This window comes from Roseisalinus antarcticus, assembly GCF_900172355.1.
GTDB classification, from domain to species: Bacteria; Pseudomonadota; Alphaproteobacteria; order Rhodobacterales; family Rhodobacteraceae; genus Oceanicola; species Oceanicola antarcticus_A.
Map to the genome: position 1 here is coordinate 163,399 of NZ_FWFZ01000008.1, position 14,901 is coordinate 178,299.

Annotated in this window: 16 protein-coding genes; 8 read left to right on the top strand and 8 right to left on the bottom strand. The window is 68.8% G+C overall.

Annotated features, from left to right (window positions below; all coding sequences use genetic code 11):
• Positions 1 to 173: 173 nt before the first annotated feature.
• Positions 174 to 644 carry an REP-associated tyrosine transposase gene (locus ROA7023_RS10185; RefSeq protein ID WP_085878911.1) on the bottom strand — a complete coding sequence of 157 codons (471 nt, stop codon included), beginning with the start codon at positions 642 to 644 and terminating at the stop codon, positions 174 to 176.
• Between the two features lie 619 nt (positions 645 to 1,263).
• Between ROA7023_RS10185 and ROA7023_RS10190 the strand changes: the two genes are divergently transcribed.
• Complete coding sequence (locus ROA7023_RS10190; RefSeq protein WP_159458479.1) at positions 1,264 to 1,635, top strand: SH3 domain-containing protein; 372 nt, start codon at positions 1,264 to 1,266, stop codon at positions 1,633 to 1,635.
• Between the two features lie 299 nt (positions 1,636 to 1,934).
• On the opposite strand, the gene ROA7023_RS10195 is transcribed toward ROA7023_RS10190, so the two are convergent.
• Entirely contained in the window at positions 1,935 to 2,141 is a 207-nt protein-coding gene (locus ROA7023_RS10195; RefSeq protein WP_085878913.1) for a cold-shock protein, read from the bottom strand.
• Positions 2,142 to 2,320: 179 nt separating this feature from the next.
• Here ROA7023_RS10195 and ROA7023_RS10200 point away from each other — a divergent pair, with 179 nt between their 5' ends.
• Positions 2,321 to 2,647 carry an arsenate reductase family protein gene (locus ROA7023_RS10200; protein ID WP_085878914.1) on the top strand — a complete coding sequence of 109 codons (327 nt, stop codon included), beginning with the start codon at positions 2,321 to 2,323 and terminating at the stop codon, positions 2,645 to 2,647.
• 42 nt (positions 2,648 to 2,689) lie between these two features.
• Positions 2,690 to 3,058, top strand: coding sequence for a hypothetical protein (locus ROA7023_RS10205; protein WP_085878915.1), 369 nt, complete (start codon positions 2,690 to 2,692; stop codon positions 3,056 to 3,058).
• Here ROA7023_RS10205 and ROA7023_RS10210 read toward each other — a convergent pair.
• The 5 genes from ROA7023_RS10210 to thrS form a co-directional block, all read right to left on the bottom strand.
• On the bottom strand, positions 3,042 to 3,590 hold the full coding sequence (locus ROA7023_RS10210) for a DoxX family protein (protein ID WP_085878917.1): 549 nt from the start codon (positions 3,588 to 3,590) through the stop codon (positions 3,042 to 3,044). The genes ROA7023_RS10205 and ROA7023_RS10210 overlap by 17 nt on opposite strands.
• Positions 3,587 to 4,312, bottom strand: coding sequence for an HvfC/BufC N-terminal domain-containing protein (locus tag ROA7023_RS10215; protein WP_085878918.1), 726 nt, complete (start codon positions 4,310 to 4,312; stop codon positions 3,587 to 3,589). The genes ROA7023_RS10210 and ROA7023_RS10215 overlap by 4 nt, the downstream gene beginning before the upstream one ends.
• Positions 4,309 to 5,160, bottom strand: coding sequence for an MNIO family bufferin maturase (bufB, locus tag ROA7023_RS10220; protein WP_085878919.1), 852 nt, complete (start codon positions 5,158 to 5,160; stop codon positions 4,309 to 4,311). The genes ROA7023_RS10215 and bufB overlap by 4 nt, the downstream gene beginning before the upstream one ends.
• A 60-nt stretch (positions 5,161 to 5,220) precedes the next feature.
• Positions 5,221 to 5,529 (bottom strand): BufA1 family periplasmic bufferin-type metallophore, encoded by a 309-nt coding sequence (locus tag ROA7023_RS10225; protein WP_085878920.1) that lies wholly within the window; start codon positions 5,527 to 5,529, stop codon positions 5,221 to 5,223.
• Between the two features lie 229 nt (positions 5,530 to 5,758).
• Positions 5,759 to 7,705: a threonine--tRNA ligase gene (thrS, locus tag ROA7023_RS10230; RefSeq protein WP_085878921.1), complete on the bottom strand. Its 1,947-nt coding sequence runs from the start codon at positions 7,703 to 7,705 to the stop codon at positions 5,759 to 5,761.
• A gap of 1,068 nt (positions 7,706 to 8,773) precedes the next feature.
• On the opposite strand from thrS, the gene ROA7023_RS25035 reads away from it, so the two are divergent.
• Both ROA7023_RS25035 and ROA7023_RS10240 read left to right on the top strand, forming a co-directional pair.
• On the top strand, positions 8,774 to 9,208 hold the full coding sequence (locus ROA7023_RS25035) for an MFS transporter (RefSeq protein WP_234992139.1): 435 nt from the start codon (positions 8,774 to 8,776) through the stop codon (positions 9,206 to 9,208).
• Complete coding sequence (locus tag ROA7023_RS10240; RefSeq protein WP_085878922.1) at positions 9,201 to 9,941, top strand: alpha/beta hydrolase; 741 nt, start codon at positions 9,201 to 9,203, stop codon at positions 9,939 to 9,941. Before ROA7023_RS25035 ends, ROA7023_RS10240 begins: the two co-directional genes overlap by 8 nt.
• Positions 9,942 to 10,026: 85 nt before the next feature.
• Here the strand turns inward: ROA7023_RS10240 and ROA7023_RS10245 are convergent, their stop codons facing one another.
• Positions 10,027 to 11,262, bottom strand: a complete 1,236-nt coding sequence (locus tag ROA7023_RS10245; protein ID WP_085878923.1) for an Hsp70 family protein — start codon at positions 11,260 to 11,262, stop codon at positions 10,027 to 10,029.
• Between the two features lie 136 nt (positions 11,263 to 11,398).
• Here ROA7023_RS10245 and ROA7023_RS10250 point away from each other — a divergent pair, with 136 nt between their 5' ends.
• From ROA7023_RS10250 to ROA7023_RS10260, 3 genes are all read left to right on the top strand, one after another.
• Positions 11,399 to 12,754, top strand: coding sequence for an MFS transporter (locus ROA7023_RS10250; protein WP_085878924.1), 1,356 nt, complete (start codon positions 11,399 to 11,401; stop codon positions 12,752 to 12,754).
• 11 nt (positions 12,755 to 12,765) lie between these two features.
• A complete protein-coding gene (locus ROA7023_RS10255; protein WP_085878925.1) occupies positions 12,766 to 13,623 on the top strand; it encodes an alpha/beta hydrolase in 858 nt (285 codons plus the stop codon).
• 125 nt (positions 13,624 to 13,748) lie between these two features.
• Complete coding sequence (locus ROA7023_RS10260; protein ID WP_085878926.1) at positions 13,749 to 14,900, top strand: transporter substrate-binding domain-containing protein; 1,152 nt, start codon at positions 13,749 to 13,751, stop codon at positions 14,898 to 14,900.
• Position 14,901 lies beyond the last annotated feature (1 nt).

The following is a 14,901-nucleotide window of genomic DNA, read 5'->3' on the forward strand; positions in this document are numbered from 1 at the left end:
CATCCCGACCCCAATCCATTCCACCCCATGCCTCCGCCTCCGGTGCGCATGAATGCGCACCCTACGGTGCCTTGCGGTTGGGGTGGGTTGGCTCGGGGACGGTGACGCGTCGGATGATGGGCGTGGCGTGATCCATTCCCGGTGCGCATGAATGGTGCGCATGAATGCGCACCCTACGGGACGGCGGTGTCTCGGAGGTACGAGGAATGGGGCCACTCCTCGGGGGCGGTCACAAACCCATGCTTGACCGGGTTCATCCAGCAATATCGCATATGGGCTGCAAGATCGGCCTCATCGCGCAGGTGATGTTCCCAGAACCGGCGCTGCCAGATTCCGCGCTCGCGGCGCCGCAGGTGGCTCGGGCGTCGCGGTCCCGCGTCCACGGAGAGCGAAAAGCGGGCCTTGATGACCGACCACCGCACCGAATAGGCGCTGTCCCCCGCAGGAAGCTGCCAGATGCAATGCATGTGGTCGGGCAACACGACCCAGGCAAGGATATCGAACAGCCGCTCGGCCCTGGTCCGCCGCACGGTGTCGCGAAGTTTGTCGACTTCTGTCACCAACAGGTCCGACGATCGGTCGGCCAGGGCGACCGTAAAGAAGATGGGCGCGCCACCGATGCGCGGACGGATGTAGCGGGACATGCGTTACGTTGGCCGACCAACGGTTAACGCTTCGTGTAGGGTGCGCATTCATGCGCACCGCTCCACCACAAGACCCCATCCCAACCCGTAATACCCATCGCCGCCGGCCACGGTGCCTTGCCGTCGGGGTGAGTTGCTCCGGGGACGGTACCGTGTCGAATGATGGACGCGGCGTGATCCACTCCCGGTGCCCATGAATGGTGCGCATGAATGCGCACCCTGCGGGATGGCGGTGTTCCGGTGGTAGGACGAAAATGGCCGGGCAATGCACGTTCTAGGGGATTGCGGACCGACTCTGACCCCCGCGCGGGATCAAGCCCGAAGGGCGCCGCGCGGGCGCCGGCCCGCCCCGTCGCACCTTCGGTGCGCCACCAGGGTTGGCTCGCCTCCGGCGAGACGGGCGGCGCGTCTTCACCGCCACCCCTCTTCACCGCCACCCGACCGCCTGACCCTCTGACCGGGAGGGCAAGTTAGAGCAAGCTCAACAGCCATGGGGCGCACACCATCCTGCCATCTGCTTGACCCAGATCAACGCACAACACTCTTGCGCCTGTCACACTCCTTTCAGGCCGCCCGCACTTTGCGCCCGGCACAAGTGTCAGACAGGAAGGCTTCGATCATGCGCACCTTTGTCACGTCCGTCCTCAAGAAATCCTCCGTCGCGGCCATCGTGCTGATGTCCGCGCTCGGCGCGGCCGCGCCGGCGCAGGCTGGGGATTGCACCGGCTATGTCGTGGGCGTCCGCCCGCTGAACCAGTACGACCACACTGCCGGGCGCGGTTTTCTGTCCGTGCGGACCGGCCCGGGCGGCAGCTATCAGCAGATCGGAGAGCTCTATCTCGGCGATGAATTCGCCGTCTGGGACAGGCGCGGCAACTGGTATCTGGTCCAGTGCATGGCCGGCAGGTGCACCCAGCCGTACTGGGGTCAGCCCTCGCCCAACGGCTGGGCCTATGGCAATTACCTGAGCATGGGCGGCGTCTGCCCCTGATCCGGGCCGTGCCGCCTGATCTTGGAGCAAGCCTCACACGGGCTGCGACAATTGGGCCACCCTCTCGGGCCGCAAGCCGAAGCTCAAGGCGGCTGCACCTGCGATGCGCGGCTGGCCGACGCCGCCGACTGGGTAAGGGTGGCCGCCACGCGCGGAGATTTCCCCCCGACGCGCCTCTCGTCGGCCGCTGAGCGCCGTCCCGCTGTCATTTGGAGTGGACAGGGCGGCGCCGTGGGCGCCCCGGTCGTCGCGATCAGGATGTCTTGGCCGGAGGCCGGCAGGGCCCCCGCCCGGGGTGGTCAGCCGGCGCGCAGGTTGCCGGCCATCTGGCGCCCGTCGCGGCCCTCGATCAGGTCGAACTCGACTTTCTGGTCATCCGCGAGGCCGGTCATGCCGGCCTGTTCCACCGCCGAGATATGGACGAACACGTCCTTGCCGCCGCCATCGGGTGCGATGAACCCGTAGCCCTTCGTGGTGTTGAACCACTTCACTGTTCCCGTTGCCATGACAGCACTCCCTTTACTCTTGCCTCCGAACGGAGGACGGGGCAGGTCTTCACGGTGCCGCACGTCAGGCGGTCGTCCGTCAGCCTTGGGTAACAAAATTAGGCGCCCGATGCGAAAGGCAAATGACAGATACGCGAAGGCCCCGGCCCATCCCGCCGCTGCCCAAAATTGGAGCGTCCATGCACGTTTTTGCTCTCAAGCAATGCGATACCTGCCGAAAAGCCCTCTCCGCGCTGCGGGCCGCGGGGCATGACCCCGTGGTCACCGATGTCCGCGCCGACGGCATTCCGCCCGACACCCTGGCCGAGATCCACCGCATTTTCGGGGATGCGCTGGTCAACCGCCGCTCCACCACCTGGCGGGGCCTGTCGGAGGCCGAGCGCGAAGCGCCCGCGCTCGACCTGCTGGTCCGGCACCCGACCCTGATGAAACGCCCGGTGATCCATGACGGACAGGGCTGGCACCTGGGCTGGGGACCGGAGGTCCGGAAATCGGTGCTTGGATAATCGCGCCCTCGTCCATATCTGACGCGTCAAAGGAGACGTCCCATGCGCAACGCTGCCCTGACCCTCGGCCTCATCGCGGGCCTGATCGGCATCTTTGTCGGCCTGATCGGCTTCGGCTATGCCGAGGTCACCGAACGCCGGGCCGAGCTTGGCGAGGTCTTCGGTGTGCTCGACAACCCCGGTCTCGTGCGGACCGCGAGCTTTTTCGCGCCGCTTCTGGCGATTGCCGGAGGGGCCATGGCCAAGGCGCGGGCGCTGGTCGGCGGCATCCTGATGCTTGTGTCGGCGGGGATGTTCTACGCGGCCTTCGGCTTCAACGTGGGCACGATGTTTCCGATCGGGTTTGCCGCGCTGGGTGGCCTGCTGGCCATCGCGGCCGGCAAACCCGACGAGCCTAAGGCGCATTTCTGAAGAGCAGCCGGTCGCACGAGAGCGGCCCGCCGCCGCGCAGGACCAGCACCGTCAGCAGGAACACCCACAGCGCCCGCTGGTCCAGGATCAGCGCCCCGGAGGCGCGGTCGAACCAGCGGCCTATATCCTCGGGCGCGGCCCCCAGCCCGTAGATGTCCGTAAGAGATTGCAGCACGATGAAGCCGATCATGCCCAGCGCCGAGAGTCGCGTCAGCAGCCCCAGCACGACCATGGCGGGCAGCAGGAACTCCGCCCAGGTGCCGGCCAGCACGACCAGGTTCTGGAATGAGGAGAGCTGGCTCGCGTCATAGCCCGCAGCCTCCATAGCGCGGGGCCAGATCTGGGCATAGGCGCCGACACCGGGGCGCAAGAGGCCGAGGCTGCCGTCGCCGATCTTGGTCAGGCCCGAGGCCCAGTAATACCGGAGCAGCACCGCGGCGAAGAGCAACCGCGCGAGCGTTGCCAGCACGGCGGGTGCGGACTGGCCAAGTTTGTCGGCGATCCGGCGCAGCGGGGCGGGAAGCGTGATCATGAGGATATGTCCGTTATGGCCTGGCGCGACAGCAACAGGCCGAGTGTGGCGCCGACATCGGCGCCGGTCTCGGCCGCCTCGCCAAGGCTGGCGCCGGCCATCAGCGCCGCCACGAAACCGGCCGCGGCGGGGGAGAGCGTGTCGACACAGGGGTCGAGCTTCGGGCGGGTGATCAGCGCGGTCTGCGCTCCGGGACCTGACGGGGGCGCTCCGGCGGCAGTATTTGCCAGCCAGATGTCGTGCACCGGAAAGGTCGAGGCAACGAGCCGCACCGCCGGGGCAAAGCCCATCCTGACTGCGCCCAGCGCCTCGGCCGGGACCTGCGCGAGCGCGTCGGGCGCGAGGGGCCGTGCGTCTTCGGCGTGGTAGGCCGTGCGCAGGCCAAGCTCCAGCCGCGCCACATCGGCCAGGTAGGGCAGGTGCGCCACGGGCGGGAAGCCGGCCAGAAAGTCCGGCATCTCGGCCCCGTAGTGCATCATCAGCGGCGAGGCTGGCGGATGCCGTCGCAGGAAAACGCCCTCCATCGCCTTGAAGAAATCCGGGCCGACCAGCTTGCGAACCACCGGGAACCCGGCTTCCAGCGCCTCTGTCAGGCTGACGGCGACATTGTTGCGGTAGACGTTGAACCGCTTGCCCGCGGCGGCGCCCGTGGGGCCGACCAGACCGTCGGGGACAGGGGCGTCAGGGCGCAGCAGCGCTTCGGCGAATGCGGTCTGGCTCATGCCGTCACCGCGTTCAGGGCGCGTGCGGCGCGGGCGGCCTCCTGGCGCAGAACGGGCCAGTCGGGCACGTCGGTATCCCATTCGATCAGCACGGGCCTGGGCCCGGTGCGGGCAAGGGTGATGTCGAGCAGCGCCCAGACCGGGTCGGCGACGGCGCGTCCGTGGCTGTCGATCAGCAGGGGAGCGCCGTGATCATCCTCGTCCTCATCATGGCCGCCCAGGTGGATCTCGGCCACATGCTCGACGGGGAAGGCCGCGATGTAGTCCTGCGGCCGGGTGGCGAGGTTTGTGGCCGAGATGAAGACGTTGTTCACGTCGAGCAGCAGGCCGCAGCCGGTCCGGGCCACGACGTCTGCCAGGAAATCGGTTTCGGAATGGGTGCTTTCGGTGAAGGCAAGGTAGCTGGAGGGGTTCTCCAGCAGCATCCGGCGGCCGAGGTGGTCCTGCACCTCGTTCACGTGGTCGCACACACGGGCGATTGTCGCGGCCGTGTAGGGCAGGGGCAGCAGATCGTTCAGAAAGCCCAGGTTGTGGGTCGACCAGGCGAGATGTTCGGAAAAGCTCGCCGGGTTGATGCGGTCGCAGAGCCGGCGCAGCAGGGCGAGGTGGGAGCGGTCCAGCGGCCCCTCGCTGCCGATGGACAGGCCGACGCCGTGGACCGAAATGGGAAAGCGGTCCGCGAGGGCGTCCAGTTGCGCAAGCGGGCGGCCGCCGTCGCCCATGTAGTTCTCGGCATGTATTTCCAGCCAGCCGACGGGGCCGGGATCAACCCGTAGATCTGCGAAGTGTTGCGCCTTGTAGCCGACGCCGGGGCGGTCGGGGAGGCTTTGGTGGCGTGCGTCGAACATCCGGCTCCTCCGGCGGGGGTGGGGGGTAGGATGGGTTGATAACCCATCCTACGAGAGGGCTCAGGTGGTGGGGAGGTCGCGCTCGAGTGCCTCGAGCGAGCCCATGCGGGCCTCCATGCCGTCCATGGCTTCGGTAACGGTCATGTCCTCGCAGGTGCCGGCTGGCACGAGGGTCCAGGCGTTGCCCTGATAGTCGACTGTGGAGGTGCCGGCGCAGGTGGTGCCGGGGCCGGCGGCGCAATCGTTCTCGCCGGCGAGCGACACGCCGTAGCACTTTTCCATTTCCTGGGCGGCGGCCTGGCTGGTCAGACCGGCGATGGCGGTGGCGACGGACGCGGCGAGGGCGAGGGTCTTGGTGGTGTTGGACATGGTGTGTTCCCTTGAGGTTTGAGCAGTGGTTTGTTGGGCCACCGTTCCTTGGTGACCTCCTGACGATACTCGGCGGGTGACGCCTTGGCCGCTCACAGGCCCGTGCCTCGCGCCCCCGTGACCTTGCGTCAGTGTGCGACGCCCTGCCGCAGTTCCCCATTGCCATGAAAAACCAAGGCCCGCCCCCGTTGCGGGGGGCGGGCCTGTAACATATCGCGGGGTCGGTTTGTTACAGCTGATCGGGTGGCGTGGCCTCGCGGCCTAGTGTCAGAACCATGTCAGTGAGGTTTGTTACAGAGGTCTGCTTCTCGCCAAGCCGCCTGACGGACACGGTCCTGTCCTCCACCTCGCGGGCGCCGCAGGCGAGAATCACCGGCACCTTGCCCACGGAATGCTCGCGCACCTTGAAGTTGATCTTCTCGTTGCGCACATCCGCTTCGGCCCGGACGCCGGCGGCGGTCAGCGCGGCAACCACCTCGTGGACGTAATCGTCCGCCTCGGACACGATCGAGGCGACGACGACCTGCCGCGGGGCCAGCCAGAACGGCAGCTTGCCGGCATGTTCCTCGATCAGGATGCCGATGAAGCGCTCGAAAGAGCCCAGGGTGGCGCGGTGCAACATGACCGGCCGGTGCTTGGCCCCGTCGCGGCCCACGTAAGTTGCATCCAGCCTCTCGGGAACGACAAAATCCACTTGCAGCGTGCCGCATTGCCAGTCGCGCCCGATGGCGTCGGTCAGCACGAATTCCAGCTTGGGGCCATAAAACGCCCCTTCGCCGGGGTTCAGTTCCACATCGTTGGTGATCCTGTGGGTCGCGTCCAGCAGCGCCTTTTCGGCCTTGTCCCAGGTCTCGTCCGAGCCGGCGCGCAGATCGGGGCGGTCCGAGAACTTGATCTTGTAGGTCGGAAAGCCGAGGTTGCGGTAGACATCCGAGAGCAGCTTGATGAACTTTTCCGTTTCGGCGGCGATCTGGTCCTCTTCGCAGAAGATGTGCCCGTCGTCCTGGGTGAACCCGCGCACGCGCATCAGGCCGTGCAGCGCCCCCGAGGGCTCATACCGGGCGCAGGACCCGAACTCGGCCATCCTCAGGGGCAGGTCGCGGTAGGATTTCAGGCCCTTGTTGAAGATCTGCACGTGGCACGGGCAGTTCATCGGCTTGAGCGCGTTGACGGACTTTTCCCGGGCATGCTCCTCGTCCACCTCGACGATGAACATGTGGTCCTGGTATTTTTCCCAATGGCCCGAGGCCTCCCAGAGCTTGCGGTCGACGACCTGGGGGGTGTTGACCTCGACATAGCCGTCGCGGCGCTGGGCGCGGCGCATGAAATCCTGCAGCTCGGTGTAGATGGTCCAGCCGTTCGGATGCCAGAAGACCTGGCCGGGCGCCTCTTCCTGCATGTGGAAGAGGTCCATCTCGCGGCCCAGCTTGCGGTGATCGCGCTTGGCGGCCTCCTCGAGGAAGGTCAGGTGCGCCTTGAGCTGTTCCTTGTTGCGGAACGCGACGCCGTAGATCCGTTGCAGCATCGCCCGGTCGCTGTCGCCGCGCCAATAGGCGCCGGCGACCGACATCAGCTTGAAGCTGTCGGCCGGCAGCTGGCCGGTGTTCTGAAGATGCGGGCCACGGCAGAGATCCTGCCAGTCGCCGTGCCAGTACATCCGCAGCGGCTCGTCGCCCGGAATGGCCCCGATCAGCTCGACCTTGTAGGGCTCGCCGTTGGCTTCGTAATGGGCGATGGCGCGGGGGCGGTCCCAGACCTCGGTGCGGACAGGGTCGCGCTTGTTGATGATCTCGCGCATCTTCTTTTCGATAGCGCCGAGGTCCTCGGGCGTGAACGGCTCGGCGCGGTCGAAATCGTAATACCAGCCGTTCTCGATCACCGGGCCGATGGTGACCTTCACGTCGGGCCAGATCTCCTGCACGGCGCGGGCCATGACATGGGCGAGGTCGTGGCGGATCAGCTCCAGCGCCGGCGCCTCGTCGGCCATGGTGTTGATGGCGATGCTGGCATCGGCCTCGATCGGCCATTGCAGATCCCAGTGCAGGCCGTTCACGGTGGCGGAAATCGCCTTCTTCGACAGGCTTTTGGAGATGTCGGCGGCGACCTCGGCCGGCGTCACGCCGGCAGTCGCGTCGCGCCTGTTGCCATCGGGGAATGTCAGGGAAATCTGGCTCATCGGCCTCTCCTCGTCGTTTTGGCGCCCACGGAACGCCCGGCTGCGGGTTTTGATGCGCCCCTCGTGCCGCGCCAGCGCGGTCGCGTCAAGGCATCACCCGGGCCCGTTCCTGACGGAGGGCGGCGCGTCCCGGCCGCCGGGCGGCCCCATGCGCCCCCTGTCAATTCCGGCAGGATCCGCTAGGTCGCAAGGCACGATCAGAGAGGGGACGGAACGCGACATGGCGCAGGGCGTGGCAGAGCGGATCTTTGAAGTGGCGGTCGGTCAACCGGACGCCGACGGCGGGCTGAACGATGCGGCGCGGGGGCGGGAGCCCGCGAATTTCCTGCGTCACGTGGCAGCGGTGTCCTCCAGCAAGGTGGCCGACGGGCTGCTCGATCCCAAGCTGGTGCTAAGCTGGCTGCTCACCCACCTGGGCGCCGGGCCGCTCTGGGCGGGTCTGCTGGTGCCGGTGCGCGAGGCCGGCGCCCTGCTGCCGCAGCTCTTCACCGCGGGGGCGATCCACGGGATGGCACGGCGCAAATGGGCCTGGGCCGCGGGCTCTGCAGGTCAGGGACTGGCCGCGGCGGGCATCGTTCTTTCGGGGCTTGCGCTTGACGGGCCGGCCGCCGGGGCGGCCATCGTGTCGTTGCTGGCGGTGTTGGCGCTGTGTCGGTCGGTCTGTTCGGTCGCCTACAAGGATGTCCTGGGCAAGACCGTGGGAAAGTCGCGGCGCGGGACGGCGACCGGGATGGCCAGTTCGGCCTCCGCCTCTGCGGTCCTGTGCTTTGCCCTGCTGCTTTTGACCGGGGTGGGGGAGCGGGCGACGGTGGTCCTCGGGGCCGTGGCGCTTGCCTCGGCGGCCTGGCTGGTCGCGGCGTCGGTGTTCTCGACCATGAACGAAGAGCCCGACGCGCAGGAGGCGATGAGCCTGCGGGAGTCGGTGGCGCAGCTCTCGATCCTGCGCGAAAGCGCCCAGCTGCGCCGGTTCATCGTGGCGCGGTCGCTGCTGGTGGGCACGGCGCTGGCGCCGCCGTTCCTGGTGGTGCTGGGCTCGGACTCCGGGATCCTGGTCCCGCTGGGGCGTTGGTGCTGGCCTCTTCGGGCGCGTCTTTCGCCTCGTCCTTCGTCTGGGGGCGGCTGTCGGACAGGTCCTCGCGCCAGGTCCTGGTCTTCGCCGGGCTGGGCGGGGCGCTGGCGATGGCGGCGGCCCTTGGTGCGCGGGGGCTGGGCGTGGCGTCGCATCCGGTGGTGATATCCCTCATCCTGTTCGGGCTGATGACGGCCTATCACGGCGTGCGGCAGGGCCGGTCGACCTACCTGGTGGACATGGCCCCCGAGGACCTGCGGGCCGCCTACACGGCCGTGTCGAACACCTGCGTCGGAGTTTTCCTGCTGGCGGCGGGGGCCGTGGCCGCGGCGATCGGCGCGGTGTCCGTGCCCCTTGTCCTGGGGGTGTTTGGCGTGATGTGTCTGGCGGGTGCGCTCTGGGCGTATGGGCTGGACGAGGTGGAAGATGTCTGAACGGATCACGACGGCGCAGGGCCGCGAAATCGCCTATCACCTGACACCGGGCGCGGGGCCGGCCGTGGTCTTTCTGGGCGGGTTCCGGTCGGACATGTCCGGGACCAAGGCGCTGCATCTTGAAGCCTGGGCCCGGTCCGCGGGCCGGGCCTTTCTGAGGTTCGACTATTCGGGTCACGGCGAAAGCGGTGGCGTGTTCGAGGACGGCACGATCGGCGATTGGGCGGAGGACGCCTCGGCGGCCCTGGATCTCGTGGAGGGGCCGGCGGTTCTGGTGGGGTCGTCCATGGGGGGGTGGATCTCGTGCCTGCTGGGGCGGGACCGGCCCGGAAAGGTCGCGGGGCTGGTCACGATCGCGGCGGCCCCGGATTTCACCGAGGACGGCTATTGGGCCGGGTTCGATGCGGCGCAAAGGGCCGCGCTGGAGCGCGAGGGCGTCGTGCATGTCCCGTCGGACTACGGCGCGCCCTATCCGATCACGGCGCGGCTGATCGCGGAGGGCAGGCGCCGCCTGGTGCTGCGCAGCCCGCTCCGGTTCGGCTGTCCTGTCCGGATGCTGCAGGGAACGGCGGACACCGCCGTGAGCACCGAGACCGCGCTCCGGCTGCTGGACCATGCGGAGGCGCCCGACATCCGGCTGACCCTGGTCAAGGGCGCCGATCATCGGTTCTCTGCGCCGGCCGAGCTGGCGCTGATCGAACGCTCCGTCATCGACGTGCTCGATTTGATCTGAGGCGGCAGATTATTCGCGAATAATCTGGACCCCCGGAGGCGCGCCTTCGGCGCGAGCCGATTATTCGCGAATAATCGGGCCCGGGTCAGATGTCCTGCGCCGCGGCGGCGATCGCGAGGCCGTCGACGATCGCGGTGAAGGCGCTTGCGAAGACCATCTCGGCCCCGGGCAACCGGTCGCGGACGGCGCCGGAGACGGGCGCGAGCAGGCTGGAGCCTCCGACGCAGATCACCCGGTCGATCCGGTCCGGCGCGACGTGGGCTTGGTGCAGGGTTTCTTCGGCCGCCGCTGCGATCTGCTGCGCGGCGCCGGCCAGTTCGGAGGCGAGCGTGCTTTCAGGCAAGCTGATCCCGAGGCCCTTCTCCACCAAGCCCAGGTCGATCCGCCCGTTGCCGCCGGCGCGATTGGCGCCGATCTTGCCGCGCTCCACCGCGAAGGCCACGTCATGGCCCAGGTGCATCTCGAGCACCTCGGACAGCCGGGCGAATTTCTCGGGCTCCACGGCGAGCCGCGCCATGCGGGCCACGGTGCGCGTCGTCTCGCCGCCGTAGAGAAAGGCGATCTTCTCCCAGCTCGCAAGGTCGTTGAACAGCGCCGCGGGGGCAGGGTGGGTCTGCGACCCCAGCTCGGCCTTGATCAGGCTGTCCTTGCCCAGGAGCGGCATCACGTGGTTGAGGCTCAGCGCCTTGTCGAAATCCGTGCCGCCCAGGCGGATGCCGTGGCTCGCCAGGATCCGGGTCTCGGCGCCCTCCCGGGCGAAGACCGTGAAATCCGACGTGCCGCCGCCGATGTCCACGATCAGGCCCAGCCCCTCGGACGGCCCGGCGGCAAGCGCCGCGGCTTCCGGCTCGGGCAGGAAATCCACCGTCTCGAAGCCCGCGGTCAGGTAGGCCTCCCGCAGATCCTGCAGCGCCCGGGCGTCGCGGGCGGGGTCGGGGTGAAACTGCACGGGACGCCCGCTGAGGGCCGCCGAAAAGCTCAGCCCACAGGCCGCCTCGGCTCGCGCCTTCACGGCCGCGAGGAACCGCGCGATGATCTCGACCAGGGTCAGCCGCTCCTGCAGGAACTGCCGGCGCTCGTGCATCAGCGGCGTGCCCAGCACGCTCTTGAGCGCCCGCATGAACCGCCCCTCGCGCCCGTCGATGAGCGCCGAGACGGCGTCATGCCCGAAGAGGGTCTCGCGCCGTCCGAAATCCAGGAACACCGCCGTGGGCAGGGTGTCCTCTCCGCGGTCGAGCGGGATCACGAAGGGCCTGCCCGCCGCCATCACTGCAGCGGCCGTGTTCGACGTGCCGAAATCCACCGCCAATGTCGCGCCCATGGTCCGGTCCCCCGTGCCGAAAGACGGCCCCCTTAACGCCCGCCCCGGCAGCCCGCAAGGTTTCGCGTTGGCCCGCGCCCCGCCGCGGCCTATGGTCCGGGCAGGGTCGCCGCCGGCCGCCCCGAGGAGAGACTGGATGGCACTGACGCGCACGCAATTGGCGGGATGGGGGCTGGCCGACATGGGTGTCGGCGTCTTCGTCGTGGTCAAGCAGCTTCTCGTCTTCAGCTTTCTGACGACCTATCTGGGCGTGCCGCCGGGCATCGCGGGCTGGGTCACCTTCGCGGTGCTTGCCTTCGACGTGGTGACCGACCCGATCGTCGGGGTTCTGTCGGACAGGACCCGAGGCCGCTGGGGCCGGCGCGCCCCCTGGATCGCCCTCGGCGCACCGCTGCTGGCGCTCGGGATCGTGCTGATGTTCCGGGTGCCGGAGGGCATGGGCTGGCAGGCCAACATGGGCTGGGTCGTCGCCTTCTTCGGCCTGGCCACGATCGGGTTCACCTTCGTCGCCATCCCCTACGGCGCCATGGCCGGAGAGATGACGCAGGACCCGCGGGAACGCTCGACCATGACCGCCTGGCGGATGGCCTTCGCCTCGGTTGGCTTGCTTGTCGCGGGCGCGGTCGTCCCGGCGCTGGCCGGAGACAGCCGCGAGGGCTATGCCCGCGCGGTGCTGACCGTGGCCCCGCTGATCGTCCTGTCGATCTGGGCGATGCTGTTTCTCACCCGGAGGGCCCCGCGAATTGAGAGCGCCGGGCCGATGTCGGCGCTCGGCGTGCTGAGGCTAGTGCTGGGCAATCGGGCCTTCGTGGTGCTCGTGGCGCTTTACGGGCTTCAGACCCTGGCTGTCGCGATCATCGCGGCGGGGCTGCAGCTGGCCGCGCTCTACCTCGTGACCAATACCGGGGTCGGGCCGCTTGCGGGGCCGGTCGGGGCGCTGGGCATGTTCTCGACCCTCTTTGCCTGCTTCGTCCTCGGCTCCATCCTCAGCCAATGGGTCTGGGTCCGGGCCTCGGCGGCGCTGACCAAGCCGGTCGCGCTGAACCTGGGGCTGGCGCTTTATGTGCTGGTGCTGGGGGCGATCCATCTGCTGTTGCCGACCACATCCGTGCCGGCCGTGGCCCTGCTGTTCCTGGCGGCAGGGGTGGCCAACGGCGCCTATCAACAGATCCCCTGGGCGATGTATCCGGACCTCATGGACGTCACGCGCAGCCGGTCCGGCGCCGCGATCGAAGGGGCGTTCAGCGCGGTCTGGCTGTTCGGCCAGAAGGTGGCGAACGCGGTGGCGCCGCTGGTCCTGGGGCTGGTGCTGGCCGGCGCCGGCTGGCGCGAGAGCAGCGCGGGCGTGATCGCGCAAAGCCCGGAGGCGCTGGCCGCGCTGAAGGCCGCGCTGACGCTGGTTCCGGGGGCGATCTTCCTGCTGTCGATCCTCGGGATCGCGACGCTCTACCGGACGGCGCTGCGCGGGGCGGGGGTGCGGGGCCATGCGTGAGGGGCCGACACATGCTTGAGGGGCTGACGCAACGCCTGGCCGAGGCCGAGGCCCGTGTCCCCGCGATCCGCCCGGGCTGCGAAAAGCGCGTGATCTGGGCCGGGGCGCCCGAGGCCCGGACCGCGCTGTCGGTGGTCTATGTCCACGGCTTCTCGGCCAGCCCCGAAGAGATCCGCCCCGTGACCGACAAGGTCGCGGAGGCGCTTGGGGCGAACCTCTTCTTCACCCGCCTCAACGGCCACGGACAGGACGGCCCGGCCATGGGCCGCGCGACCTTTGCGGCCTGGCGCCGGGACCTGGACGAGGCGGCCCGGATCGGCGCGGCGCTGGGCGAGCGCGTGCTCTGGATCGGCTGCTCCACCGGCTGCACACTGATCGCCGATGCGCTGATGCGGGGGGCGCCGGCTGCGGGCGCGGTGTTTGTCTCGCCGAATTTCCGGCTGGCCTCGCGGGCGGCCAACTGGGTGCTCGACGTGCCGGGCGTGCGGACCTGGGGCCCCATCCCCTTTGGTCGTGAGCGCAAGTTCGCCGTCCTGAACGAGACACATGCACGCTACTGGACGCCGATCCATCCGACCGCCGCGGTGTTTCCCATGGCCGATGCCATGCGGGCGGTCCGCCGCGCCCGACTGGAGCGGATCGAGGCACCTGCGCTCTTCGCCTATTCGCCGCAGGACCGGGTCGTGAGCCACGAGGCCACCCGCGCCGCCGCCGTCCGCTGGGGCGGGCCGGTCGAGCTTCACCAGGTGACCTGCGGCCCTCGGGACGATGCCATGTGCCATGTCATCGCCGGCGATGTCTTTTCGCCGGGTCAGACCGACGGTCTGGTGGCCAGGATCCTCGACTGGGCGCGGCGCACTGGGCTCTAGCGCCCGGTATCGGCCTTGGCGATCCGGGCGGGAATCCCCCGGTTTCTGGCTAGATCTGGTTTCCTGCTTGACCCCAACAGCGACATGGGGGCACTCCTGCAATATCTGGAGTATTGGATGATGGCATGATCGATCGATGGGCCATTGCGGGGGCGCTCTGCCTTTTGGCCGGCGCGGGGGCCGCCCAGGAGAGCTGTGGCGGCAGCTACACGCTCGGCCGGGGGGAATCGCTCAGCCTGATCGCCGAACGGCTCTATGGGGACCGCGAGAAATGGACCGTGATCCACGAGGCCAACCGCGCCGTGATCGGCGACAGCCCGGATTACGTGCAATCCGGTCAGACCCTGACCCTGCCCTGTCTGGAGGGGATGCAGGCCGGGGACGCCAGGACCGGGGCACCGCCCGAGGAGGCGGCCCTGTCCGAAACCGCGCGGTCCGATCCAGCGCTGCCCGAAACCGCGCTGCCCGACACGGCGGTGACCCGCGCGGCCACTGCGCCCGGTACGGAACCCTTGGGCGACCAGGTCCCGCCGATCCCGGAAATCTCGCTGCTGGTGGCCGATGATTTCGCCCCGTTCACCGACGAGGCCGCCCCCGGCGGCGGCCTGATGATCGAGATCGCCGCCGCGGCCCTGGCCGAGGTCGTGACCGGCGATGTGGAGATCGTCTGGATCAACGACCGCGCCGCGCATCTCGACCCCCTGCTGTCAGAGCAACGGGTCGACCTGGGCCTGCCGTGGTCCCGGCCCGATTGCGAGGGGGACCAATCCGGCGAGACGCTCTGCCGGGAGTTCCTGTTCTCGGACCCGATGTTCGAGATGCTCAGCCTGCTCTTTACCGATGTGGATCGACCGTTGATCTACCTGTCGGATGCGGACATGGCGGGGCACACCCTGTGCCGTCCCCTCGGCCTGCCGACACAGGATCTGGACGGGCAGGGGCGCAACTGGGTCTCGGGCGGGCTGGTCACACTGGTCCAGCCGCGCAGCGTGGCGGCTTGTTTCGAGATGTTGCAGGCGGGCAGCGTCGATGCGGTCGCGCTCAACGAGTTCACCGGCCGGGCCGCGATCCGCGACCTCGGGCTGGACGGGCAGGTCGTGGTGCTGGACCGCCGGCCGCTGGCGGTCGAGACGCTGCATGCGGTCGTCTCCAAAAGCCATCCCCGGGCCGAGGACTACATCGCGGCCGTCAACGCCGGGCTGCGGGACATCCGCCGCTCCGGTATCTTCCAGCAGATTCTCGACCGGCACATGGCGCTGGTCTGGGCCAGCTTGTGAG